The organism is Lelliottia sp. 7254-16, assembly GCF_002922995.1.
Lineage (GTDB): Bacteria > Pseudomonadota > Gammaproteobacteria > Enterobacterales > Enterobacteriaceae > Enterobacter > Enterobacter jeotgali.
This window is the reverse complement of record NZ_PQVS01000021.1, coordinates 35972-62420: the sequence shown is the minus strand read 5'-3', so window position 1 is coordinate 62420 and position 26449 is coordinate 35972. Positions and strand designations below refer to the sequence as shown.

Genomic DNA, 26449 nt, shown 5'->3' with positions numbered 1-26449 from the left:
CTGAGGGTAAAACCCATGACAGAATTCATCACCGGTGTTATCACTCAGACGCCCGTCTGGGTGTGGGTGCTGTTTATTTTTCTCATTTCTCGCGGCATAAAAGCCCGCAAACCCGCCATCGTCACGCTGGAAAAGCTCGCGATTATTCCCGCCATTTTTCTGATCTGGGATATTTACGATCTGGTGGTGTTTCGCAAACTCACGGTCGCGACCTGCACGCTGTGGGGAGCCGGACTGCTGGCGGGCGCGGCGCTGGGCTATCTGCTGATTAAGCAAGTGAACACCGCCCGCGCGGCGCAGCCCCGCAGCATTTATCGACAGGCAGACTACTCGGCGTTGCCGTTTATGATGCTGGCGTTCGGTGTGAAATATGTCTTAGGCGTAATGACCGCCGTCTCGCCCGAAACGCTGCAACAGCCAGGGATGAGTGCCTTTGCGATTATCACCGGTGGGATATTCGCGGGCGTCTTTGTCGGTAAATTCACCCGCTATGTGCGCGTTTATCTCTCTGCCGCACCGCAGCAAGCCAGTTAAGTCGTTGCGCTGGCAAGGGATTTGTCGGCATGGTCGCCTTTGATCACGCGTGTCACTTCGTCGATTCGCCAAATCTTCCCGTCACGCAGGCGGGCAAACATGTACACCTCAATGTCTGACGTTTGCCCGTTGGTTTTTGTGACCGTGACACAATGTCGGTCTGCCAGCATGTGTGGCGTGCAGCATGCCTGCTCGACTCTGAAGGCGATACGGCTAACCTGGGCGCGGACGTGATTCAGATGCTGAATAAATCCCTCGTAATCAAGCGTATTGCCATCCGTATGCTGCTGATAATCCGCAGAGAAAATTTTCGCCGGAGCCAGTTTTCCCGCGAAGAGATCGTTTAAGAGCTGCTGCATAAATGTGCAACACGCCAGTTCATTAGCGGCTGATGGCAAGTGAATGAGTGGATTCATGGTTGTGCTCCTTTTACGTGGTGAAGCACATTATCCTTGACAGAATCTGGCGTGGTTTCTGTAATCAGGCAATTAATCACGATTTTCGGTCAAATGATGCTAACGTCTGAACCCCTTCGTCATCCCACGGGCTATCGTACCGACTGGCACGTTCATTCTACCGGTCAATTGTGTCGTATTACCTCGGGCCTGCTGATTATCGAAAGCGGTAAAGGGCGCTGGGTGGTGCCGCGAGAACACATCGGCTGGATCCCGGCGGAACTGCGTCACGCTGCGCTGTCGGAAAGCGCCATTGAGGGCCAGTCTCTTTATCTCGATTCGTCGCTGTGCACTGCGCTGCCCGATCAGCCGTCGGTCTTCGAACCGGAAATGCTGTCCGAGGCGCTGTTTATGCGGCTCTGTCAGGCGAGTGGAAAAGCTGATATGCGGTGGGTATCGCTGCTGACCGATGAGTTGGCTCATGCGAAACAGGATCTCTACCGCCTGCCAATGCCTGCCCATCCACGGTTGCTGAAAATTGCCCGTACGTTGTTGAACGCCGTGGACGATGTGCAGTCCGTGGAAGCGTATGCACGCCAGTGCGGGATGAGCGTGAGGACCTTTAACCGCCAGTTCAAAGCCGGAACGGGAATGAATTTTGTGAACTGGCGCCAACTGGCCCGTGTCATCAGGGCGATGGAGTGGCTTGAAGAGGGCAAACCGGTGGGGTGGATTGCCCTGTCGTGCGGATATAACAGTGTTAGCGCCTTTATCGAGGTATTTCGCACCTATACCGGTAAAACGCCGGGGCAGTGGGGCGTTACAACAACCCCTTCTGCGCAAACGTCACGCGCGTTGCCTCGTTGAGATCCAGATCTTTCAAAGACTCCGGCTGCACCCACGCGATCTCCTGAAACTCTTCGTTAAAGGTCACGTCGCGGTTAGCGCTGATGCAATCGAAGATCAGGTAGATCATATAGATTTCTTCGGTGGTGCCGTCGGCGTAGGTTTTTACCCGGATATCGTCGCGAAAGGCGAAAGGTTTGACCTCGGTTATCTCAAGGCGATCCCCCAGCTCCTCGCTGATTTCGCGGCGCAGCGCCTGTTCCATCGTTTCACCCGGCTCCATACCGCCACCCGACAGCGCCCACTGACCGGGAAACACCCCGCGATCCGCCGCCATTTTGCACAGCAGATACGCCCCGTCATTCTGGATAATCGGACACACAATCGTACGTTGGCGCATGTTCACTCCCTGATTTTTATGTTGGCGGTACTGTAGCAGAGTTCAGGGAATAAAATGTCGGGTGGCGCTCACGCTTACCCGACCTACAAAACCCGTAGGCCCGGTAAGCGCAGCGCCACCGGGCATGTTTGTTAAACCCTTACCGTTCGCGCAGCGCCTCTTTCGCCCGGTTAAACGGTTTAATCATGTAATCCATCACCGATTTCTCGCCGGTTTTGATGTCCACCGTCGCGATCATCCCCGGCACAATCGAGAATTTCCGCCCCGCTTTGTTGACCAAATAATCCTGGCTGGTGCGGATAAATACCCGGTAATAGAACACTTCTGGCTTGGCTTCATCCTGAATGGTGTCCGGTGAAATGGTTTCGACCACGCCATTCAACCCGCCGTAGATGGCGTAATCGTAAGCGGTGATCTTCACCAGTGCTTTTTGCTCGGGGTGAATGAAGGCGATATCGCGCGGTGACAGGCGGGTTTCGATCAGCAGGTGATCGTCCACCGGCACGATCTCCATCAGCTCGCCGTTAGGCGGGATCACGCCGCCAATAGTGGTCACTTTGATGTTTTTCACGATCCCACGCACCGGCGATCGCACGGTCAGACGGGTCACGGAATCCTCGCGGCCTTTCAGCACCGCCGAGACCATATCTACCTCGGCGTTGGCTTTTGACAGCGCCTCGCGGGCCTGGACGTAATACTGCGATCGCACGTCAGTGAGTTTCAGCTCCAGATCGCTTTTTTGCCGCTGCAAGCGTAACTCTTCCACGCGACTGGCGGCGCCGGTTTTGATCAGCCGCTGGGTGATCGCCAGTTCTTTGTTCGCCAGATCGAGCGCCGCTCTCAGCTCGCGCTGGGTGTCATCGAGCTGCGCGCGGCGAGAGGTGTAGAGCCGGGTTTCAGCGGCGATCAGGTCCGGCCATTTTTTCAGGGAAGGGGGGAACACCAACGGCAGATCGTTCACTTCCGCCGTCAGACGCACGCTGGAGGCCAGCGATGCCCGATAGCGCGCTGCACTTTCCCCGACGTTAGATTCCGAGCGCGTAGGGTCGAGTTTCGCCAGAACTTGTCCCGCCTGCACCAGATTGCCTTCTCGCACATTCAGCTCGGTTAAAATCCCGCCGTCGAGGGACTGTAAAACCTGTTCGCGCGAGCTGGGGATCACTTTCCCGGTCCCGGTTGAGACTTCGTCGAGAATGCCGAACCATGCCCACACCCCGACAATAACGAACAGCAGCAGGGAGAGGATCACGATGCGCCGTGCGCCGGAGTAGCCGCTTTCGGAGTCGAGAGCGTTATCGAGATCGTCCATTGCCGCCACGTCACGCTGACTGATTTTCATTTTTCCACTCCCGTCCGTTTGCCTGCTGCTGCATGCGGCTGTTGCTCAGGGCCTGCGCTTTCGGCGCGTCCATCACCAGCATGCCCTCTTTCAGCACCACCACGCGCTCCACCAGTTCCAGCACCGGGACGCGGTGAGTGGCGACGATCAGCGTCCGGTTCCCGAGCCACTGGCTGAGATGCTGGAGAAACTCACGTTCCGTGTGTTCATCAAGCGAAGCGGTCGGCTCATCCAGTAGCACGATGTTGGGATCGCGCAGGAACATACGCGCCAGCAAGATTGACTGGCGCTGCCCGCCGGACAGCCCCACGCCGTTCTCCATGATTGGGTAATCCAGCCCTTTCGGCAGCTTCTGCACAAAGCTCGCCGCGCCGCACATTTCCAGCACCGCGAAGATCTCTTCATCTGTCGCACGCGGCATCCCGAGGGTGATGTTTTCCCGCAGTGTGCCGTAGAACAGCCGCGCATTTTGCGTCATAAAGCCGACGTTGCGCCGCAGATCCGCTACATCGAGATGCGGCAGGCTGAGGTTGTCGAGGCGCAGCTCGCCGCCCGCCAGATCCATTCCGCCCGACATCGCCTGTAACAGCGTGGATTTGCCCGCACCGTTACGCCCGAGGATCGCCACTTTCTCGCCTGGTTTGATCTCCAGGCGGTTGATGCGTAAAGCCATGCGCGGATCTTCCGGGTGATAGCGAAATTGCGCCTGATCGAACAGGTAATGTCCGCGCAGCACGTCCTGGCGGATCGGCGTCTCTTCACGCTGATTTTCCGTCGGCAACTGCATGATGCTGTCCAGCCCCTCTTTGGCGGCTTTCACCTGCTGCCAGCGGGCCAGCACGCCGCACAGGGTCGCCATCGGGGCGATCATCCGCGAGGCCAGCATCGAGGCGGCGACCACCGAACCGGTGGTGAGCGTGCCGTCGATCACCATCGGCGCGCCGACCACGATCACTCCGGCGTAGACCAGGCTTTGAATGGTCATTCCCCAGCTGATCAGGTTTTGCGTCAGCTCGCGGGTGCGCAGACCGGACTCGGCGGTTATCTGGATATAGCTGTTCCACTGTTGCAAAAAGCGGTTTTCCGCCTGCATCAGTTTGATGTCTTCCAGTCCCTGCACGCTCTCGACCAGCACCGCATTGCGCAGGGTCGATTCATGGGCGGATTGTTTCGCCAGTGCCGCAAGTTTCTTTTGCAGCAGCAGGCCAGGCAGGACCATCAGCACAGCGGCGACGGGGGCGATCCACGCCAGTTGCGGGGCGATGATCGCCAGCACCACCACGAACAGGAAGAAGAACGGCAGATCGACGATCGTTGAAATGGTGGAGGAGGTGACCATCTCGCGGATCTGCTCCAGCTCGCGCAGCTGGGAAATAAAGCTCCCGGTCGAGCGCGGGATCGCGCTGTTACGCAGGCGCAGGGCGTGACCAAATACCCGATCCGAGACGCGCAGATCCGCGCGTTTGCCGAGTAGATCCATAATGTGCCCGCGCGCAATGCGCAGTACAAAGCCAAACAAAGTGGCGATCAGCACCCCGATGGTCAGGACGTACAGCGTTGGGTAGGACTGCGCGGGGATCACCCGGTCATAGACCTGCATCGAAAAGACAATCCCGGAGAGCGAAAGCACGTTGATAAACAGCGCGGCCAGCATCACCCAGGTGTACGGACGCATGTCGCGCATCACCAGCCGGTAGAGCCAGTCCGGACGGTACTTGGAAATATAGGCATCGACGCGGCTGTCTTTCAGCGCCGCCAGCGGGCGCAGGGCGACCACGTGGCGAATCGCTGGCAGCAGGGCGGTCATCGACACGCGGTTGTTGTGCGGCGAGGTGTCGATGAAGTTGATATCGAGGGTATCGTCGCCATCGAAGTGCTCAATGACGCCGATTTTGCCTTCGTTTAGCTCAACCACCACCGGCAGTTTCCAGCTGCTGATTGACTGCTCCGTGGCGGTCAGGAGCTGAAAGGAAAGCCCCGCCTCACGCGCCAGCTGGGTCAGCGCCGGGATCATCGGTTTGCCCTTCAGCCACGGCGCGCTGGCGACCAGGGCGCCGGGAGAACAGGCCACGCGATAGCGGCTGGCAACATAGCCAAACGCCTGCGCCCAGTGTTCCAGCGTCTCTTCCGCAATACTTTCGTCCAGCGGGATATCGGTGTGCTTCATGGCTGGATCTCCACAGTCTGAATGGTGCGGTTTTCAAGATCGAACGAATGACGCAGAAGGCCCGTGTTGTACAGGCAGCTCAGCTGCAGCTGGTGGATTTGTCCGGCGGTTTGCTGCTGGGTGAAACGCGCCTGATAGACCTCCTGTTCGGCGTTCAGCACGTCGAGTAGCGGGCGCGAGCCAAGATCGAGATATTGCTGTTGATACAGTTCGCGGGTGCGGACGCTGAGTGCTTCCTGTCGGCCCTGAATTTGCAAAGTGCTCATCAGGCTCATTATCTGACTGCGGGATTCCAGCAACTTCTGGCGTACGTCGAGGCGGGTACGCTGAATGGTGGATTGCGCGGCTTCGACGGCGTGTCCGGCGGCGTTGCGCCGGGCGGTGAGGCCGCCGCCCTGGTAGAGCGGCATCTGTACTTTGACCCACGCGGAATACTGGGTGCGATCCAATGAGTCGTGGCCCGCGTAACGATCGTTGAGATAGTGGCGCACTTCCGGTTCGAGCGACACGGTCGGCGTCATTTGCGCATTGGCGTAATCGAGATTGGCCTGCGCGACGTTGGCCTGTGCCCATGCCGAAAGCACCGCTGGCACCAGACGATCGTCCGGCTCAGCGACATCGCAACTGCGCGTCAGGTTGGCTGGGAAGTCGTTGCTGATGGTGTTCAGGTTGTTCCAGCCGAGAAAGCTCATCAGCGTGGCGCGGGAGCTGTCGAGGCTTGCCTGATACTGCATCAGCTGAGCGCGAGCGCCTTCGATGCGGGCGTCGGTCTGCACCACGTCGGAGAGCGAACTCGCTCCTTCGTCGTTACGCTGGCGGGCGAGATTGCCGATGGACGACAGCGCGTCGAGCTGCTCTTTGGCGGTTTCCACCATCTGCTGCCAGGTTTGCACCTGCACCATCGCCAGCGCCGTGTCGTGCCCGATGGTATCAATACTCACCAGCACGTTAGCCTGCTGCTGGGCTACGCCTGCATTTTCGGCGCGGACCTGGCTGGCCACTTTGCCAAAGTCGTAGAGCATTTGTGAAAGAGAAAGCACTAATGAAGGGGTAAAACCGTTGTTGCTGCCGTCGTGGCTATAGCCGCCATCCATTCCGGCGTTGACCTGCGGATAGTATTTCGATTTGGCGACGTCGACTTGTTCTGATTGTTCGTAGAGTTTGCCGACGGCTTCGCTAATGGTCGGATGCCAGCTGACGGCGCGGTTAACGGCATCGCCCAATTTGAGTGTGCCGGGCGCGGCGTTACCGGCAACCGGCGCGACGCGGCCATTCAGCGACGGCAGTTCCTGTTCTTCACTCAGGAAACCGGTATTGATCACCCCCGCAGGATTTGCAGCGAGCGCGGGCACAGATATCAGGCAGCATGAAAGCCACCAGTAAGGCATCTTCATTCCCATGTCATATCCCTAATAAAAGAGTACCGCTTTATGCCCGGGCGCTGAACGCCCGGGTCAATTGTGTTGTGCTATCAGGTGATGATGTTGTGGTGCTGATTAACCAGTTCGTCGTAGCTGCTCTGCACGCCGTCCAACGTGACCAACGTGGTATTAGTGTAGGTGGTCCCTGTACCATCACGGTCGATGGAGATCACAGTGTTGTTACCGCTGGTAGTGACATGCACGTAATTCCCCAGCGTCGAGGCCTGCCCGTTCCAGCCCACCAGCAGATCGCCGATGTCAATTTTATCCCCCTGGCTGATAGAGAAGTTGGTCCAGTGATCCCCGGTGTTGTTGCCCGCCGTGGCGTTACCCACGGTGTTATTCAGCACCTGATAAATCAGGGTATCGCCGTAGGCTGTCCCGTTGATCACGTCGTTATGCTCAGAGCTGATGAACTGCGGCGCCATGTTGATGGTCAGCGAGGCGCTGTCCGTTTTGCCAGCCGCATCGGTCAGGGTGTAGTTGAAGACCTCCTTCGAGGTGATGCTCGAGAGTGACACCCCGGTGTTCATGGTGTAGGTGTAATGCCCGTCCGCACCGATAGAGAGCGTGCCGTAATGTCCCTGAATAGTGACGTTAGCGGCGCTGGTGGTGTACGGATCAAGGGTGGTGACCACGCCGTTGAAGCCGGTGATGCTCAGACGGGTGTCGACCGAGTGCAGCTGATCCATTGCCCCCTGCGAATCTGTCCCGTCGAAGATGTTGCCGTTGACGGTGTGACCGCTGGTGGAATCGAACTGGGTGAGGGAGTAAGTGGTCCCCACCACGTCTGGGGTGATGGTGATTTGCCCCACACCCAGCGCGCCCATTTTCCCGGTGTAGGAGAGGGTGTAGGTGCCCGCATCCAGATCCAGCCCGCTGAGGTTAATCGTGGCGGTACCGCCCAGCAGTAATCCTCCGTTGAACGAACCGCTGCGGATAGTGGTCGAGCCGTTCGACAGCACCCAGTCCACCGTCAGCCCGCCGAGAGAGAGCAACGACGCGACGTTAAAGTGCAGAACCACGTTATGCAGCGCCGTGTTCGGGTCGACCACAAAGGTGCCGCTGCCGCTGCCCTGGGTGGAGGCCAGCAGCGCTGCCTGCCAGCTGGCACTGCCGACGGTGGTGTCCGAATAAGCCGCCGTATGGTGAACGGAGGTCACGTCCATCACCGCACTGACGTCGTTGACCGCATCCATCGCCCGCGCCGTTGGGGTGATATTCAGCGACGCCGTGTCTTTATCGCCGTTTGGCGCGGTCACGGTGTAGACGAAGGTATCCGGCGTTTTGATGTGATCGGCCCCGACACCGCTGTTCAGGGTGTAGGTGTATTTCCCGTCCGCGTTAATGGTCAGGGTGCCATATTCCCCCTGAATGGTGGTGACGCCCGTCCCGTTGACCGCCACGCCGTTCACCGAGGTGACGTGGGTGCCCGCCGGGATAATGTCATCCGCCAGCACATCGCCGGTGGTGCTGCCGCCGACGCTTGAGACGGTGTAGACATGGTCTTCCAGCACGTTGAGGGTGTAGGCCGTGAGCGCCGTGATCCCCGCCGCGGTATTCAGCAGGAACAGGTATTCACCTGCCGGCAGGTTGAGCGTCAGGGTGGCTGACGTTCCGCCCAGCAGCGGTGCGCGCAGCCAGCCAGGCTGGACGCGCATCTGCTCGAAGGTCTGCGTCGCCTCGTTGAATTTATAGACGTACAGGTCGAACACAGAGGCCAGCGCCACGCCGCCCACGGAGGCCTGGATGGTCATGGTGCGGGTGGTACCTTCCGCCACGTTATAGATGATCGGATTGCTCAGATCGTCGAGCAGGTTCAGCCCCAGCGTGTTGCCAAGGTTCACGCCGACAACGGTAAAGCCGCCCTGGGACGAGGTGCCGTTGTTGATGGCGTGCACGCTGGTATCGAAGGTGAAACTCGCCGTATCGTCCACCGCCGTGACACTGTTGGTGACGGTGTTCGCCCCGAGCGAAATTACCAGCTGCGCCGAGGCGCTGGCCCCGTTATGGCCGATGGTGTAGGTGAAGCTTTCGGTCCGCCCCAGAACGGCGGCGCTGGTGTTGGTTAGGGTGTAGGTGTAGCTCCCGTTCAGGTTGATGGTCAGCGTACCGTACTGGCCCTGGATAACCGTGCCATCCGCCGTAACGTTGATGGTATGGCCCTGCGCATCAGTCACTGCCGTGATACGAGTACCCGCCGGGGCGTTGTCGCTGCCGGTGGTCGGGTCAACGTCATAAATCACGTTCCCGGACTGAGTGGTCACGCCCGTCACCGTCCCGGCGCTGGTCTGGGTGACATCCACGTCAAGGCTGGTGTACGACCCGGTCGCCAGCAGGTTGGTGTTGTAGCTAAGAACGCGATATTGCCCATCTGCCAGCCCGGTCATGTTAAGCGTGACGCCGCTCGCCCCGAGGGTCAGCAGGTTGGCAAACTGCGGCAGACCCGTATCCACTACCGTGGTCCAGGTGCCGTTAACCGCATCCCAGCGCTGCACCACCACTTCCAGAGTATTGAGCAGAGAAAGCACCACGCCCGTGGCGTTGGCATTGATCGAGATATCCGCACTGCCGCCCGCACTGACCGTAAAGCCGACCTGCGCCGTGTCGTTGCCGAGCAGCGTCAGCACGTTGCCAAGCGCGCCGACCAGCAGGGAGCCGTAGTCGCTGTACTGGGCGGTCGTTACCGTCGCTGTGGTGCTGAGTTCCAGCTCCTCGACGTTCGAACTCGCGGAAAGTGGCACAACAGGAGCCAGCGCCGAGCCTGGGGTAGAGGTGTTGCCCGCCGCATCGGTGGCGGTGATTTGCAGCGTCTGACCTTCCGTCTGTTTATTGAGGAAGCTGTAGCTGTAGGTGCCTCCGGCGTTCGCCGTGGTGGTGACCGTAGAACCATCCGCCAGACGAATGGTGACGGTGCTGCCTGCTTCGGCGGTGCCTGTCAGCACGCTGCCATCGGCGTTGAAGGTGCCGTTCGGCGCGTTCGGGGCGATGGTGTCGACGATGACCGTCGTCGGTAGCGAGACCGGCCCGGTGCCGCCGATAACGTTGGTGGCGGTGGCGGTGGCGGTAAAGGCGTGGGAACCTTCGCCCAATGCTGGCGTGGTGAAGGTCCAGTTACCGTTGACATCCGCGGTCGCCGTGCCCATCGCCACGCCGTTGTTGTACAGCGTGATGGTGGAGTTCGGCTGCGCCGTCCCGCTCAGGGTTGGCGTGGTGTCATCGGTGGTTTTGCCGTTGGTCAGATTCCCGGTGATGGTGCCGACGTTGTCGTTCACGGTGGTAATCAGCGGTGCATTCGGCAGGTTGGTGAACGGCGCGACCACGCTAAGTGTGCCACCGGCGTTCCCGGCCTTATCGGTCGCAAAGGCCAGCAGGGTTTCGCCGTTGGTTTGTGCAGGTGAAATGGTGACGTTGAACGCACCACTGCCGTCCGCCGTCGCCGTACCAAGCACGGTCCCGGTGCTGCTGGTGATGGTGACAGTGCTGCCTGCTTCGGCCAGACCGGTGACGTGTGTCCCGTTGCTGATCACGGCCAGGGTGCCCGGAACACCTGGTGCGACGGTATCCAGCACGATCGAGGTGATGGATGACGGCGCGCTGGTGTTGCCCGCCGCGTCGGTCGCGGTGGCGGTGAAGTTATGCTGTCCGTTGGTCAACGAGATCGTGGCCTGCGGCAGGGTCCAGTTACCGTTACCATCGGCGGTGACGGTGCCGATCAGCACGCCGCCGTCGTAAATGCGTACCGTCGCATTGGCCTCGGCGGTGCCGTTCAGCGTCGGCGTTGTATCGTTGGTCGGATTGCCGTTAATCACCGGCCCGGTGACGGAACCGACATCATCGACGACCGACGAGATCACCGGGGCCGTTGGCGCGGTGGCGTCCACGTTAACCACAAAGGCTGTTGTCGGGCCGCTGGTGTTCCCGGCGGCGTCGGTGGCGGTGATGGTCAGCGGATGCAGCCCGTCGCTCAGCGCTGGTGTCGGGGTGAAGGACCACGCGCCGCCAGTGGCGGTGACGGTGCCAATCAGCACGCCATTGTCGAAGATTTTCACCGTCGAACCCGCTTCCGCCGTGCCTGAGAGAGTCGGTTGCGCGTCGTTGGTCAGCTGACCGCTGGCCAGGTTGGTCACGGTGCCGACGTCATCGACCACCGTCAGCAGCACTGGGAGCGTCGGGGCGGTGAGGTCAATGCTCAGGACAAACGGTGTGGATGGATCGCTGTTGTTCCCTGCCGCATCGGTGGCCTGGGCGACCAGATTATGCGTGCCTTCGCCAAGCGGAGTGGTCAGGGTCACCGACCAGTTCCCGCTGGCGTCCGCCGTGGTGGTGCCGCGCAGTGTGCTGCCTTCATAGATATTGATGGTCGCGTTCGGCTCACTGGTCCCACTCAGACGCGGCAAGGTGTCATCCGTTGTCTGCCCGCTGCTCAGTGGACCGGTCACGGTGCCGACATCGTCCAGTGCCTGGGTGATAACCGGGGCGAGCGGAGCGACGGTATCCACAATCACCGTGAAGCCCGGCGATGCCACGCTGACGTTGCCCGCCGCATCGGTCGCGGTGGCCGTCCAGGTATGGCTGCCATTGCTCAGGGCGGTTGGCGGGGTGAAGCTCCATGCCCCCGATCCGTTGGCCGTTGCCGTGCCAACCTGCACGCCGTTTTCATAGATGATGATGGTGGCATTGGCCGCCGCCGATCCGTTCAGCTGTGGCCGCGTGTCGTCGGTCGTTTTGCCGTTTAACACCGGGTCAAGAACGGTGCCGACGTCGTCCGTGGCGTTAATAATCAGCGGCGCGGCTGGCGGCTGAGTATCGACCGTCAGCGTGAAGGTGGTATTGGTGGTAGAGGAATTGCCCGCCACATCGGTGGTGCTGATGGTGATGGTGTGCGGGCCGTCGGCGAGCGCTGCCGTTGGGGTGAAGGTCCAGTTCCCCTGCGAGTTGACCACCGCAGTGCCGAACGGTTGTCCGTCGCTGAGCAGGGTGATTGTCGCCCCGATTTCGCCAGTGCCGTTAAAGGTTGGACGGTTGTCATTGGTGCTGCCGCCGTCGTTAATATTCCCTGTAACCGGGCCGACGTCGTCCTGCACCGAGGTGAGCGCCGGTGCCGCAGGCGCGGTGGTATCCACGGTGAAGGAGAAGACCGGGGAGTTCGCTGAAACGTTACCCGCCGCATCGGTGGCATTGATCCTGATGTTGTACACGCCGTCCGCCAGACCGGTTGATGGGATAAAGGTCCAGGTGCCGCCGACGACAACCGCAGTGCCGATTTCGGCGCCGTTATTCAGGATGTGAATGGTGCTGCCGTCAACGCCGGTGCCGGTCAGGGTTGGCGTGGCGTCGTTGGTGAGCTGGCCCGAAGTCAGATTGCCGACCGCGCCGCCCTGCACGTCATCGGCAACGGAGGTGAGCACCGGTACCGCTGGCGGGGTGAGATCGACGATCACCGTGTAGCTGTTAGAGCTGGTGCTGACGTTACCCTGAGGATCGGTCGCGATTACCGTAAAGGTGTGGCTGCCTTCGCCCAGCGGCGTGGTCGGGGTAAAGCTCCAGCCGCCCGAACCGTTGGCAGTGGCGGTGCCAATCTGGGTGTTGCCTTCGAAAATAGCGATGCTGCTGTTGGCTTCCGCCGTGCCTGAAAGGGTCGGCGTGCTGTCGTTGGTCGTACCGCCGGTTGGGACATTTCCGACAACGGTGCCGACGTTATCATCCGCGCCGACGATCACCGGGGTGGTGGAAATGGTATCGACGACAATGTTAAACGCACCCGATGGCAGGCTTGTATTACCTGCAGGATCGGTGGCGGTGATGGTCAGAGCGTGGTTGCCTTCCGCCAGCGCGCCGCCTGGGGTAAAGCTCCAGGTGCCGGTGGAACCGACCACCACAGTGCCAATGGCAGTACCATTGTTGTAGATGGTGATGGTGTCGCCCGGCGTTGCGGTGCCGCTCAGGGTTGGACGGTTATCGTTGGTGGTTTGTCCGTTAGTGAGTGGCCCGGTGCCAGGGCCGACGTCATCGGTGACCGCGCCGAGGGTAGGTGCGTTTGGTGCCGTCAAATCGATGGTGACGGTGGCGGCAGGAGAGAGCCCGCTCGTGGCACCATCAAGGGTTGCCGTGGCCGTGTAATTGTACTGGCCGTTGGTTAACGGGCCCGGCACGGTATAGCTCCAGGTCGTTTCAGTGGCCCCGAGTACAATGGTGGTTAACAGCACTCCATTCTGATAGAGCGATACCGTAGTGCCCGCCTGCGCAGTACCGCTAACTGTTGGCGAAGTATCATCAGAAGTTTTACCCAGAACGTTACCCGTCACTGTGCCGATATCATCGGTAATCGCTGTGATAACGGGCACGTCCGGCAGAGTTTCAGGTGCATCGGTCACAGTCAGAGGGACAGAGGCGCTGTTATTGCCCGCTTCATCCGTGGCCGTCACGCTCAGGGTGGTGGCACTTGTTTGAGCAGGACTCAGGGCGATAGAGAAGCTCCCGCCCGCCCCGGCGACGCCGGTACCGATCACATTGCCACTGCCGTCACGAACGACAACGGTCGCGCCTTCAGTGGTCACCCCGGTGAGCGGAGTGCCCTGAGCGGTAATCGCCAGGCCCGAAGGATTGTCCGGCGCAATAGTATCAACGGTCACGGTCACAGGCGCGCTCGGCGTGGCGTTTCCGGCGGCGTCGGTGGCGGTAACGATAATAGTATGCGGGTTATCGCTCAGCGCCGAACCGTTCGGCAGGGTCAATGTCCAGTTGCCGTTGGCATCCACCGTGGCCTGCTGCGGTGCGCCACCGTCGATAGAGACGGTGATTGTGCTGCCGATCTCGGTTTTCCCGCTGATGGTCGGCGTGCTGTCATTGGTGTACAGCGTACCGTTTACCAGAGTGCTGCTGGAGATGCTGTCAATCTGCGGCGTGGTTGGCGCAACGGTATCCACGGTGATGGTGTAAACCGGGCTGGTGCCGCTGACGTTACCCGCCGCATCGACGGAGGAGGCGGTCAGTTTCAGCGTGCCGTCTGACGCTTCCGGGCTGGTCCAGGTCCAGGTGCCGCCTGTGACAGGAACGCGAGCCACTTCGACGCCGTTGTTATAGATAATCACCGTGTCACCGGTGGTGCCGGTGCCGCTGATGGTTGGGGTGGTGTCTGTCGTTGCCCCCCCGTTCGCTACGGTCCCGGAGGTGATTGCTGGGGTATCAGGAGCCTCGGTATCAACGGTCACCGTAATAACTGGCGATGTGCCTGACACGTTCCCCGCTTCGTCCGTGGCGGTAGTGGTGAAGGCGTGTGTCGTTTGAGTCAGGGCTGTATCTGGCCGCCAGCTCCAGTTGCCGTCGGCACCGACGGTGACGCGACCCACTTCCTGCTTAGGTGCACCGCCCACGCTGTCGTAAATAATGATCACATCGTTGGCTACGCCCGTGCCGCTCAGCACCGGACGCGAATCGTTGGTGCTGCCATTGTTATCGACCGGTCCGGTGATTTGGGTGACGTTATCGGTGACAACCGGTGCTGTCGGCGTCGCTGGCGGATCGGTGTCAATGATGATGGTCACCGGCTGGGATGGCGCACTCTCGTTGCCCGCGCCGTCTTTGTTGGTGACCGTCAGGGCGACATCGTAAGAGCCGTTTGGCAACGCCTGAGTTGGCGTCCAGGTCCAGGTTCCGTTCGGCTGAACGGTGACCACATCGGGCTGTTTGACGCCGTCAATGTAGATAGTCACCGTGTCGCCCGGCGTACCGGAGCCGCTTAAGGTCGGGGTGGTATCACGCGTCGCTTCGCCTGGATTGAGCGCAGCAGGCTGGCCGTCCGGATTAACGGTGACATCCGGGGTATCCGGCGTGGCGGGCGCAATGGTGTCCACCACCAGGCTAAACGGCGGCGAGGCGGTTGAGTTGCCTGCGGAATCCGTGGCGACCACCGTCAGCGAGTGCGTGCCGTTGGTGAGCGGGGTGGTTGGGGTAAAGCTCCAGGTTCCGCCGGTGACAGTGGCGGTTCCCAGCAGGGTGGTGCCATCGTAAACGGTGATAATCGTATTCGGCGGAGCGTTGCCTGAAAGCACTGGACGGGTTTCATCCGTCGGTGTGCCGCTGGTGACCGGGCCAGTGACGCTGCCGGTGTTGTCGGTGACTGTCGCGATAGACGGGGCCGGTGGCGGCGCGGTATCGACGATGATCTCAAACCCGTTCGAAGGGGAGCCGACGTTCCCGGCCTTATCAATGGCTACAGCGGTGAGTGTGTGCGGGCCGCCTTCCGGGAGCGCCAGCGTCGGGGTAAAGGTCCAGGAACCGCCATCGCTGACCACAGCGGTGCCGATCTGCACGCCGTCAAGACGCACGCTGATTGTCGCTCCTGGCTCGCCCGTGCCGTTGAGCGTCGGACGAGAGTCGTTGGTGGTTTCTCCCGTATCGAGCGGGCCGGTTCTGCCTGGAACATCGTCAACCACTGAGGTAATGACCGGTGCGGCAGGGACTACGCTGTCGACAGTAATGCTCCAGCTGTTCGAGGTGCCGCTGGCATTCCCGGCAGCGTCAATGGCGGTGGCAGTCAGAACATGCCCGCCCTCGCGCAGGTGCACCGACGGCGTGTATTCCCAGATGCCGTTTTGAGGAATGATCAGCGTACCGATTTGGTCTGACCCGCTGTAAATATAGAGCCGGGTGCCAGCCTCGCCTGTCCCATGAATAGTCGGGTTAGAGTCGTTAGTCAGGCCGTTATTCGCGATGTCACCGATTCCGTTGGCCACGTCGTCATACACCGACGTGATCACCGGCGCTTGCGGTGGGGTGATATCAGGGGCATCGACCGACGCCGTTGGCCCGGTGTTGCCCGCGTGATCCGTCGCATCGGCGGTCAGCTTCTCGCCGTTAAGCTGCGGCGGGGAGATAGTGACGGTAAAGTCGCCGTTATCGCCCGCCGTGGCGTGACCAATCTCCACGCCATCCGGACCTTTAATGCTGACGGTGCTGCCCGGTTCGGCGGTGCCGGTAACGGTGGTCCCGTCATCCGAGACATCCAGGTTATCCGGTGCCAGCGGTTTGGTGGTGTCAGGCGCATCAGCGTGACCTGGCTGGCTGTCATTCCCCGTTGGATCGCTGGCGATCACCTGCAACACTTCGCCGTTGGTTTGTGGCGGATCGATAGGTACGGTGAAATGGCCGTTAGCATCGGTGGTGCCGGAACCGATCACGCCGCCAGCAGGATCTTTAACGGTGACGGTGCTGTTTGGCTCGGCGCTACCGCTGACGCTGGCTCCGTCTCCGGCGACGGTCAATCCGGTTGGCGGATTCGGAGCGATGTTGTCAACGGCGATAGCTGTAGCAGGAATACTGGCGTTCCCGGCGGCGTCCGAGGCGATGACCGAAATGGTTTGGCCGTTGGTCTGCGCAGGGCTGAGCGCAATGGTGAAGTTGCCGCTGCCATCTGCCGTGCCTGTCCAGCTCTGACCCGTGCCGTTGGTAATGGTAATGGTGCTGTTCGGTTCAGCAGTACCGGTTATCTGGGTGCCTGCCGGGTTGAGGGTGATCGCAGGCTGGCCTGGTGCTACGGTATCGACAATAAAGTTGATGGCCTGCGACAAGCCGCTCGGGTTCCCGGCAGCGTCGATTTCACGCACCGTGACCGAGTGCGGGCCTTCGGAAAGTGGGCCATTCGGAGCCACACTCCACAAGCCGTTCGTGCCGACGGTCACTCTGCCGACTTCCACGCCGTTATCGTAAATAATAATCGTGCTGCCCGGATCGCCCCGACCGGTCAGACGCGGCTGGCTGGCATCGGTGGTCTGGCCCGCGGAAACCGCACCGCGGATCGAGCCGACTTCATCATTGACCACAAAAGCGGACGGCGCAGCAGGCGCGGTGATATCAACGGTAATGTTAAAGCCCGGCGAGGCAGCGCTGGTATTGCCCGCCACGTCTGTGGCGCGCACCGTAATCTGGTGGCTGCCTTCACTCAAATTGACTGACGGGGTAAAGCTCCAGTTGCCGTTTCCGGCGGCAGTTACCGTGCCGATTGCGATGCCGTTATCGTAAATCGTAACCGTTGAACCCGCTTCAGCGGTGCCAGTAAACTGTGGGCGCTGATCGTTGGTGCTGCCGCCGTTGTTGAGCGGCCCGGTGACCGGGTCGACGTCATCGGTGACACTGGAAATCACCGGTGCCGTAGGCGCAACCGTATCGACCACAATGGTGATCCCGGCTGACGGCGCGCTGGTGTGGCCTGCCGCATCAGTGGCGGTAGAGGTCAGGGTATGGCTGCCGTTGGACAGCGCATTCGGTGGGGTAAAGCTCCAGTTGCCCTTGGCATCCACGGTTGTGGTGCCGATTTTGGTGCCGTTATCGAAGAGGGTGATGGTGGTTCCCGCTTCGCCAATGCCGCTCAGCGTCGGACGGGCATCATCGGTGCGCTGGCCATTTTCCAGCGGACCGGTTTCGCCCCCGACATCGTCGTTGACAATCAAAATGTCCGGCGCATCAGGTGTGGTCAGGTCAGGCGCGGTGACGTGGCCCTCTTTGCTGACGTTACCGGATGAGTCGGTGGCGGTTGCAGTAAGCTGCTCGCCGTTGGTTAACGGCGTACCCAGTTCGATGGTGAACTTCCCGTCGCTGCCGGTTTTCCCGGTGCCGACCAGATTCCCGTTGGCATCTTTTAAGGTGATGGTACTGTTGGGTTCTGCGGTCCCGGTCACGGTGTTACCGTCCGGCGAGAATTGCAGATTGGTCGGTGCGTTAGGTGGTGTGGTATCAGGGTCCGACGGGTTGCCTGGATTGCCGGGATTACCCGAGTTATTGTCATCACCGCCACCACCGCCGCCACCACCACCGCCTGCGGCAAGGGCTATCCCGCCTGCGACGGCGACGCCACCCAGCACCCACGGCCAGATGGCTGCGCCGCCGTTATCGCCAGAGGCCCCCATCAGTACATCCGTCGAGGCAATCGCTTCGTAATGCTCGGCGGCGGTCGGGTCTTCAATCCACCATAGCGCGCCGTTGCCTTCCTGCAACACCAGTTGGCTCTCGCCCTGCGCATCGCCGTGGTAAAAGTTTTTCAGGGTAATGACTTCGCCTGAGTGCAGGCTCACGATCAGATCGTTGCCGCTGCGCGTGTAGTGGGAAATGTCGGCCCGGCCGACGTGAAGCTTCACGATTGAGGAGTGATCCAGAGTAACCTGAGTGCCTTCGGTGGTGGTTTCCACGCCAGTAAGTTTCGAGATAACAGAGATTTGGCTCATATAGATGACTCCCAACAGATTTTTATTGAAATGGCGTGCAAGATGAGGCCATATAATTTCTGTGGGTAAAGAGCGCCCCCGGCGGAGTCGCTATTTATTTGAAATAGTGCTCACCGTCCTTTTCTTCAGAGCGATCGATGCCCGCCAACAAATAGGGTGGCAACATCAGATGAATCAATTTATTTGATTGTGTTTTGCTTGTATTCGACGTTTTTTGTGTTATATAAAGCCCTGTGATTTATAGAGATATTAATTAAACGGTCTAAAAATGATATAGCTATAAATAGCGTAATATGCAAATGAAGCGCCAGTAACCACCCGTTAACCTCTTCTGAATTGAATAATCTCACACAGGTTTATATATAGATTAAATGCCTTCAAGGCCGCGCTGTGCATGGCTTCTGTGGTTTTTTCTTCTTTGCGGGTTCGACAGGGTTATTAAGAAAGAGGATGAATATATTTGAGTTTTTATAATGTAAATAAATAGTCAGTTAAGAAGTGCTAAAGCGTTATTTCAGGATGGGTAAATCATCACTTATAAGATATATTATGTTTGTGACCGAATTAAAAATAAAACTGGCGTGGGCTAAATAATGTGCTAGTTGGGGCGGTAATTAATGCGGAATTAATTCTTGATTGAATCTATCGCTTTCCATTATCCGATGGCATACGCCTTAAGTATGATTTTCGGTATCGATAAATGATGCACAGACTCCGAATAGAACAGGGTGCTCAGGCGTTTACTCTTCGTTCACCTGACCATCACTGACCCAGGAGTAGAAAATGAACGCTAACGCATCTTTCCCGCTTTCCCGCACCCTTGCGATTCCGGTGCTGTTATTTTGTTTGCAGGCCCCGCAGGCTTTCGCGATGGGCAATAATGATACTGAAAGCAAGACGCCAGACTGTCCATCAGGGCAAGTCTATGACAGCGTGAGCAAGAAATGTGTGCCGGAGAAAACCAGCAGCCTCAGCGATGAGGACAAAACCAACTATGCGTATCATCTCGCGAAAAAAGGCGAGTATCAGGCGGCACTGAATCTGCTGGATTCGCTGAAAAATGCCAATACGGCAGAGGCGTGGAATTATCGCGGCTATGCGACGCGAAAACTGGGACGCACGGATGAAGGCATCGGCTATTACCAGCGCTCGCTTGCCCTGCAGCCTAACTATGCCAAAGCCCGTGAGTACTTGGGTGAAGCATGGATGGTGAAAGGTCGCCCGGATCTGGCGAAAGAACAACTGAAAGTAATTGCCGGTATTTGCGGTCAGAATTGCGAGGAGTATCGCGATTTGCAGGCCGCGATTGACGGGCATCCGGAATCCTGACATCAGCGAGAGGGCAAAAAAATCGCAACCAGTGACGTTCGCCAGCAGCTGGCGGCACATCTGACGCGCCTCTGGCGCTACGGGCTGGTGCTGTCGCGAAGTCGAGATATGGCTGAAGAGCTGGTCCAGTCGACCTGTGTTCGCGCGCTTGAAAGGAGCGCGCAATACACGCCTGGCACCCGAATTGACAGATGGCTGTTCTCGATTCTGCATTCGATCTGGATTTCCGATCTGCGCGCCCGCCAGGTTCGTCAGGGGCAGGGTTTTGTGCCGGGCGAAGAGCTTATTGCGCCTGATACACATACGCGGGATGAGGAACGCATTCATTTTCAGCAAATCATGCAGCGGGTGAATAATCTTCCTGAAGCCCAGCGCAACACGCTGTTTTTAGTTTATGTCGAAGGATTTACCTATCAGGAAGCGGCGGACACACTAGCGGTCCCCATCGGCACCATTATGAGCCGACTGGCCACGGCGAGGGCAACGCTTGCAAAAACAGTGGATGCCCGCCCTGCGGCAAAGGAGAAACGCTCTTGAAATCGTTACGATTTACTCCCCCTTATCACGATGATGCGATAGTCGCCTGGTTGGACGGTGAGATGGACAGTGCCGACGCCCGCGCTTTCGAAGAGCAACTTAACGTTGACGCGTTTCTGAGCGCACGAACGACCGAGCTGAAGAATAGCCATCAGGATTATCAACGCGCCTTTGCCCCGTTGCTGGATGACGCGCCTTCGGCTCGCATGCAGCAATGCCTGGACAAATATCTGGCAGAAAGCCCCGTATCCCGTCCCGGCGTGAGTCGCCGCGCGCTTATCGCTGCCTCAGTGAGTTTTCTGGTTATCGGCTCGGGTCTGGGCTATCTGGTGAGGCCATCGGGCGAAGCACGCGATGAAAACGCGCATATCCGCGATCTTGAAGCCCAGTATATGTCGCTCTACAGCGCTGAAACCTTGCTGGATGTCGACAGTTCGCAGCCCGTCATTGCCCGAGGGATCGCGCGTACCGCCGAGGATATCGGTCTGAAAGTGAGTGAGCAGCAGCTGATGCTGCACAATGCCGAGTTGAAGATGATCCGAATGCTGCGCTATGACAGCACCTCTATCGCCCAGATTGTCTGGATGCATGCGGATTTTGGGCCGATGGCGCTGTGTATTTCGCCGCTTGAGCAGAGCAATGATGCAGAGATTCAGAATGAGCAACGGCACAGTATGAATATTGCCTGGTGGAAAAGTCGGAGCTATCAGTTTGTGCTGATTGGCCGCAATCCGACGGCGCAGCTGGAAGCCAGTGCGCGTCAATTGCAGTCTGTGTTGTCATGACGCGGAGCGGGCAATGGCCTGGATCTCAATTTTAATGGCGATACGGTCATCCACCACCAGGGCGAATTTGTCCATATGATACGCGGATCGTGAGATGGCTGTGGTGGCGTGAAGCGATATGGATTCATCCATTTTGTGTTCTTCCAGCGTCGCTTCCAGAATCACCGGGCGCTGGATATCTTTGACTTTCAGTGTGCCAAATACCCGAAAGCGCCCGCCACTCAGCGCCACCACGCGGGTGCTGCTGAACTGAATATTGGGATAGCGGCTGGCATCGAAAAACATGTCGCTCTTCAGCTGCCAGGTGAGCAAGCTGTTGGATGCGACCAGCGTAGAGACAGGGATGGTGACGTTGATACGATCGCTAAATTCATTCTCTGGATCTAGGGTCACATCCCCCGTGACACCATCGAGGTTCGCCCAGGACAGAATGCCGCCGAACGCATGCCATGAAAGGGTAATCGGAGTTCTATCGGTATTGATGGCGTAACTCACCGGCTGCGCGTAAAGGGCAGGGGAGAGCAGGGCGAGCGCAAATATCAAAGGACGAATCATCGGGCAGATCTCCAGTATGCGGGCAAGGGGTAAACGCGCGGGGAGGGAGATTTATTCGGGAGGAAGGGGGAAATGATCAGCCGGTGTAGTCAGGCGGCACAGCCGTTTTCCGCCGGATGGCGGCTGCGCCTTATCCGGCCTACGGTTCGAGTCGTTGTCGTTGTAGGCCCGGTAAGCGCAGCGCCACCGGGCAATTCAGGCCGCAGCGGCCTACAAATAAAAAAGGCCGCGATGGCGGCCTTTTCGGGGGGAGATAACTTACTCAGTGACTTTCTTTTCCAGCGACGCTGCGCCTTCTTTGGTCTTGTTCCAGCCTTTCTCCGTCCCTTCTTTGGTGGCATCCCAGCCCTTCTCGGTGCCTTCTTTGGTTTTATGCCAGGCTTTCTGGGAATCTTCACTCACCTTGCTGCCAAAGCTCTCGCTTTTGCCTTCCGCAGCGTGCTGAGATTTAAGCTTCAGCTCTTCACCTTTGTTCTGCTCTTCGTGCAGTTTTTGCTTCGCGTCATTGGCATTCGCTTTCGCGGCGGCAACAGTATCGTCGGTTGCGTGTGTGGTTGCGGCAAAAACAGGAGAAGCCAGCAGAAGTGCAGATAATGCGATGATTGTCTTTTTCATAATATCCTCAATTAACGTTATTCATGTTATGAGCGTGATTCAGCATGGCACGAGCGAAGCGGCATGGCTCTAGGAAAAAACTGTATTAGATCAATGGTCGATTTCTATCCATCGTGTGAATACCTTCTGCAAGACCGGAGTTTCACAATTACAGACGTCCGTCACGACATCAGTGATATTGGCTACGTTGGGGTAGTCGTTATGCGCTAAAGTGAGAAAAGTTGAGGGTAAGCGTGGGTAAGAAACATTTATGGCAGCGAGCATCGATTATCAGATAGAAAAATACCAATTTATCGAAGTCAATGAACCTGATCACCTCTCCCGTCAGTGGGCGGAAGTGCTTGAACAGTGTCGGCAGGCAAAAGCGGGAAGTGAGGCTCGATTGTACCTTGCTTTGCAACATGTGGACTATGTGACGAGCTTTGAGCTTCCCTTCCGCCTTCAGCTGATCCGCGCTCCGCAGATCATCGATCTTTTGCGCAGCGAACTTACGCTCAATCGTAAACCAGTCACAATCAGTGATAATCGTTATGGCTGTGTTTATACCCTGAAATCCGACCTCAGCAGCATACCGGATGCGTTCCGCTATCAATTTTCAAATCGTATACGCCGAATCGCGTCAGAAGGGCTCACAACAGGGCCGTTCCAGCAGATCGCGAAACAGGTCAAAGCCCCGCGCCAACGTCTGAAACTCGCGCTGGAAGCCGGTTTGCAAGTCACGGCGCTTGATGGTCTATTCTGGTTCGGGATGCAGCGTATTGCCGCCGACGTCTCGACGCTGAGAAAATCCGGTATGCGAATTTCCACCACGGAAGTAGAGGCTAGCGACACGCTGACGGGGACGACTCGACGCGTTCCAGCATACAAGCGAGTGGAATAGCAGCCACAAAAAAGCCCGCAGGGCTTGCGCCGTGCGGGCTTTCAGGACTTCGTATCAGGCTCTGGTGACCATCTACAAAGAATTTTGGTGGGCTGGGGGAATCTGAATAATTTTTTTATACATCTAATAATAAAGAGCTTTTTCCAATTCAGGTTTCTGGTGTGTACCTAAACGTGTACCAATTATGGAAAGTCATCGAAGCTCTGGCTTTCCTTGTGAAATACTTTTCATCGTGTTTGATAAAATTTTGTGGTTTTGAATTTAGCGAAAAAAACTTTTTTTACCGAAAACTGTTCACAGTGTTCACTCGCCATTATTTTTCATTTATTTCAGTCACATACAAGGTGAACAGTCCGTGAACAGTGAACACTTTACTGTTCACTTTCCGGGATTACAGGTAGAAAAAGACCGGCTGATGCCGGTCGGGGTAGGTTATGTTGCTGTGGTTTCTTCGCACCGGGGCAGCCAGTCGGCGTTGCTTTCGTCCCTGAGGGTGAGGTTGGTCTGCATCCCCTGATTTGTCCGGCGCTTGTCGTAATTCAGCCCGTACTCTTTCAGCATCGATGACAGCCCTTTGCCAAACATGGTGAGGCTGAGCGTGTTCTTGTAGCCGTGCGCCTCCATATAGACCAGATAGGCGTGATACAGATACAGGCGCGGCTGTCGCGGGACAATATTCGCATTCCCCATATACATTCCCTCTGGCTCGGGCAACGCCTCAAGGTAGCCGCAAAAATCGAACGTCGGATCAGCGTCGCGCTTGATACTGAGTGCCTCGTCGGAGTTCTGCTGTGACTGGAGCAATGCGCGCGCGGTCATCGGATCGCTGAACTGCTGCATAAGCTGGCGAACAATCACGGCCAGCTCGCGTGCGATTTTATCCCTGAGCTGCGGGTCGCGCTCCTCCGGGGCGATTTGCTCCGGGAAGTGGATGATGACCCGGCGACGGGACACACCGCCGCTGCGGTCAGTGAAGCGCATCGGGTTATTGTTCACGGCCAGAATCACCGCCGGGATATAAGCCGAATAGGCATCGCGGTATTTCGGGTCAACCGACACGGCATCGCCGCCGGTGATGGCTTTAAGTCCCGCGCCGTCCCCGCTCCACTTCTCCTGGTCAGGCAGGCGTATCAGCGAGAAGCCAATCAGCGCCGCGCGCTCACGTGGTGATTCCAGCGTCTCGATGGTCGCTGACGTGGCGTTGTCCTCCCCGGCGAGCATGGTCGCAATTTCGGCCAGAATACTTTTTCCGCTCCCGCCGGGTCCGGTCACTTCGAGAAAGAGCTGCCAGTCGTAGCGGTTCGCCAGCACCATAAACAGCGCGGCGAGTATCACGTTACGTTTTTCAGCGTTGCCGCTGGCCGCACGGTCGAGCCAGCGCCAGAAGTTTGGCGCGTGGGTTTCCAGCGTTTCGCCCTCCACCGGCGGGGTAAAATCCACGTCGCACAGGGTGCGCAGCCAGTGCGATTTGCTGTGCGGACTGAATACGCCGGTGAGGGTATCGAGCACGCCGTTGCGAAAACCAATCAGACGGCGCGCCGGGGCGGCCTGCTGCGGAATAATCAGTTTCAGGGTGTCGACCACGGAGGCGATTCGCCCCGACGAGAACGGGGCGCGCAGGCGCTGGAACAGCCCGGCCACATCTCGGGCAAAGTCCGACGGCGGGATGATTTTCCATGTCCCGGCTTCATAGCGGGAGAGGAGCTGGCCGTTCGCATCCACGGCCAGCGCTTCGCCGTAATGCTCATGCACCCGCATCGCTTTTTCACTGGTGCTCATGGCGGTAAATTCTGCCTCACTCATGGTGTCGAACGGGCTTTGCGCCGCTGGCCGTATGGCACCGTAAATCGCTTTGCGCGTGGCGTCCTCGCCCTGCTGCATAAACGCATCATTCCAGTCACCAAATACCGGCGGGAGGGCAACGATTCCCTTACAGGCCTGTGCGGCCGCTACGGCTTTCGTCTGGCCGTTCCCGCTGAGGTCGCGGTCGGCGGCGAGCACAATCTGACAGGCCGGGTGCTGACGCCGGGCAAGGCTCGCCAGAGAAAGAAGGTTCACGGACGAGAGCGCCACCATCACGGTTTCGCCGGTCAGGTGATGCACGGTGAGCGCGGTCGCGTAACCCTCCGCTATCCACAGGCGTTTTCCCGCTTCTTTTTTCCCTTCAATAAGATGATACGCCCCTTTTACCTGCCCCCCTTTCAGGGTGCGTTTAAGCCCCTCAGCGTTAATAAGCTGGACATTAACCAGTGCGCCGGTCTCGTCCTTCAGCGGTACGATGACATCACCGGCGCGGAACGTCACGCCGCCGGTTTTGTGCGTGGTAGTCAGCGTCAGGCATTCCCGCGCGGGAAAGCCCTTGCGGATCAGGTAGGCGTTGCAGGTGGTCGTGCGCGCTTTGTCCATCAGTGACGCGGCAAGCGCGGCAGCGGCTTTGTGGCTGGCGTCGGTTTCGGCCTCAGTGGCCGCAATCACCTCCGGGGCAACCGGCGGCAGGCTACCTGTCAGGGCGCTCACTTTCCCGGCGGCCTCAGTGGACGACACACCGAACACCTTTTCGACCAGCTTCAGCCCGTCACCCGCGCCGCACTGGTTGCAGAACCACGTCCCGCGCCCCTCTTTATCATCAAAGCGAAAGCGGTCAGAGCCGCCGCACACCGGACAGGCCTGATGCCGGTTTTTAATCACCTTCACACCCAGCGCCGGGAGAATGCGCGGCCAGTGGCCGCACGCCTGTTTTACGGTTTCGGTTACGTTCATTTTCATTGTTATTTTCTCCCTCAGTGCACAACCGGCGCGGCGATATGACGGGCGCAGAGTTCATCCATGACGGCCATCCCCAGAAAAGACAGCGACGGCGCGGCTTTCAGTGGTCCGGCTTCCATTAAATCTTCCAGTAACGCACAGGCAATCTGACGGCCTTTTTCCTCGCCATGCTGGCGCATATAAAAACCCTCCAGCTCGGCGGCCATGGCAGTTTCCAGCGCATCGAGGGAGAGCTGCGGGTAGCGGTGCTGACGGGCGCACAAATTCAGCCAGGCACAGGCGACGGCACGACGATACAGGGCGGCGCGTAATACAGGCGGTAAGGGCTTTTTCATGCGTTATCCTCCCCGCTCAGCCAGCGCTGGCCACAGCGGTCGACCACGCCGTCGAGCTGGACGGTCATAAGGTAAATCACCGAGGCGAGCTGCGACGGGTGCGCCGGGTCACGGCGAACCGTCGCACTCTCTGTTTCCTGCATCATATCGCCGACGAACTGGCCGACATTGCGGAGGTGCTCCAGACATTCGAGGTCATTCTGACTGAACGCGGCAAGGCGCTCTTTTTGTATTAAGGCCGGGGTATTAACAGGCATGATTCCGTCTCCTGAGCACGTGCGTATCCCTGCGCAGATACGCACATTTTATTTTTGGGTGTCGTT

General features: G+C 58.6%; 17 protein-coding genes. 6 read left to right on the top strand and 11 right to left on the bottom strand.

What is annotated here, in order from left to right; translation table 11 throughout:
* Positions 1 to 15 precede the first annotated feature (15 nt).
* Positions 16 to 534 carry a DUF6622 family protein gene (locus C3708_RS21390; protein WP_103950200.1) on the top strand — a complete coding sequence of 173 codons (519 nt, stop codon included), beginning with the start codon at positions 16 to 18 and terminating at the stop codon, positions 532 to 534.
* Here the strand turns inward: C3708_RS21390 and C3708_RS21385 are convergent.
* On the bottom strand, positions 531 to 950 hold the full coding sequence (locus C3708_RS21385; RefSeq protein ID WP_103950199.1) for a nuclear transport factor 2 family protein: 420 nt from the start codon (positions 948 to 950) through the stop codon (positions 531 to 533). The two genes, C3708_RS21390 and C3708_RS21385, sit on opposite strands and share 4 nt — an antisense overlap.
* Positions 951 to 1043: 93 nt before the next feature.
* On the opposite strand from C3708_RS21385, the gene C3708_RS21380 reads away from it, so the two are divergent.
* Positions 1044 to 1796: a helix-turn-helix domain-containing protein gene (locus C3708_RS21380; RefSeq protein WP_233210440.1), complete on the top strand. Its 753-nt coding sequence runs from the start codon at positions 1044 to 1046 to the stop codon at positions 1794 to 1796.
* On the opposite strand, the gene nudI is transcribed toward C3708_RS21380, so the two are convergent.
* From nudI to C3708_RS21355, 5 genes are all read right to left on the bottom strand, one after another.
* A complete protein-coding gene (gene nudI, locus C3708_RS21375) occupies positions 1750 to 2175 on the bottom strand; it encodes a nucleoside triphosphatase NudI (RefSeq protein WP_103946511.1) in 426 nt (141 codons plus the stop codon). The two genes, C3708_RS21380 and nudI, sit on opposite strands and share 47 nt — an antisense overlap.
* Before the next feature lie 139 nt (positions 2176 to 2314).
* Complete coding sequence (locus C3708_RS21370) at positions 2315 to 3484, bottom strand: HlyD family efflux transporter periplasmic adaptor subunit (RefSeq protein WP_095284348.1); 1170 nt, start codon at positions 3482 to 3484, stop codon at positions 2315 to 2317.
* A 10-nt stretch (positions 3485 to 3494) separates the two neighbouring features.
* Entirely contained in the window at positions 3495 to 5681 is a 2187-nt protein-coding gene (locus C3708_RS21365; protein ID WP_103950198.1) for a type I secretion system permease/ATPase, read from the bottom strand.
* Complete coding sequence (locus C3708_RS21360) at positions 5678 to 7081, bottom strand: TolC family outer membrane protein (RefSeq protein ID WP_095282993.1); 1404 nt, start codon at positions 7079 to 7081, stop codon at positions 5678 to 5680. Before C3708_RS21360 ends, C3708_RS21365 begins: the two co-directional genes overlap by 4 nt.
* Before the next feature lie 71 nt (positions 7082 to 7152).
* A complete protein-coding gene (locus C3708_RS21355) occupies positions 7153 to 18324 on the bottom strand; it encodes a BapA/Bap/LapF family large adhesin (protein ID WP_103950197.1) in 11172 nt (3723 codons plus the stop codon).
* 783 nt (positions 18325 to 19107) lie between these two features.
* Here C3708_RS21355 and C3708_RS21350 point away from each other — a divergent pair.
* The 3 genes from C3708_RS21350 to C3708_RS21340 are packed head-to-tail and all read left to right on the top strand — an operon-like array spanning position 19108 to position 20975.
* Positions 19108 to 19653 carry a tetratricopeptide repeat protein gene (locus C3708_RS21350; protein ID WP_103946508.1) on the top strand — a complete coding sequence of 182 codons (546 nt, stop codon included), beginning with the start codon at positions 19108 to 19110 and terminating at the stop codon, positions 19651 to 19653.
* A 60-nt stretch (positions 19654 to 19713) separates the two neighbouring features.
* Positions 19714 to 20190, top strand: a complete 477-nt coding sequence (locus C3708_RS21345; protein ID WP_233210441.1) for a sigma-70 family RNA polymerase sigma factor — start codon at positions 19714 to 19716, stop codon at positions 20188 to 20190.
* Positions 20187 to 20975: an anti-sigma factor gene (locus C3708_RS21340; RefSeq protein WP_103950196.1), complete on the top strand. Its 789-nt coding sequence runs from the start codon at positions 20187 to 20189 to the stop codon at positions 20973 to 20975. The genes C3708_RS21345 and C3708_RS21340 overlap by 4 nt, the downstream gene beginning before the upstream one ends.
* Here the strand turns inward: C3708_RS21340 and C3708_RS21335 are convergent.
* Entirely contained in the window at positions 20970 to 21530 is a 561-nt protein-coding gene (locus tag C3708_RS21335; protein ID WP_103946505.1) for a YceI family protein, read from the bottom strand. The two genes, C3708_RS21340 and C3708_RS21335, sit on opposite strands and share 6 nt — an antisense overlap.
* Before the next feature lie 258 nt (positions 21531 to 21788).
* Entirely contained in the window at positions 21789 to 22145 is a 357-nt protein-coding gene (locus C3708_RS21330; protein ID WP_103950195.1) for a hypothetical protein, read from the bottom strand.
* Between the two features lie 250 nt (positions 22146 to 22395).
* On the opposite strand from C3708_RS21330, the gene C3708_RS21325 reads away from it, so the two are divergent.
* Positions 22396 to 23025 carry a DNA-binding protein gene (locus C3708_RS21325; protein ID WP_095282986.1) on the top strand — a complete coding sequence of 210 codons (630 nt, stop codon included), beginning with the start codon at positions 22396 to 22398 and terminating at the stop codon, positions 23023 to 23025.
* Positions 23026 to 23457: 432 nt separating this feature from the next.
* Here C3708_RS21325 and C3708_RS21320 read toward each other — a convergent pair whose 3' ends face one another.
* The 3 genes from C3708_RS21320 to C3708_RS21310 are packed head-to-tail and all read right to left on the bottom strand — an operon-like array spanning position 23458 to position 26383.
* Positions 23458 to 25791, bottom strand: coding sequence for a primase-helicase zinc-binding domain-containing protein (locus tag C3708_RS21320; RefSeq protein ID WP_103950194.1), 2334 nt, complete (start codon positions 25789 to 25791; stop codon positions 23458 to 23460).
* 14 nt (positions 25792 to 25805) lie between these two features.
* The gene (locus C3708_RS21315; RefSeq protein ID WP_103950193.1) at positions 25806 to 26126 is read right to left on the bottom strand and encodes a DUF5375 domain-containing protein; all 321 of its coding nucleotides are present in this window, start codon (positions 26124 to 26126) and stop codon (positions 25806 to 25808) included.
* Positions 26123 to 26383 carry a hypothetical protein gene (locus C3708_RS21310; RefSeq protein ID WP_103950192.1) on the bottom strand — a complete coding sequence of 87 codons (261 nt, stop codon included), beginning with the start codon at positions 26381 to 26383 and terminating at the stop codon, positions 26123 to 26125. The genes C3708_RS21315 and C3708_RS21310 overlap by 4 nt, the downstream gene beginning before the upstream one ends.
* Positions 26384 to 26449: the final 66 nt, after the last annotated feature.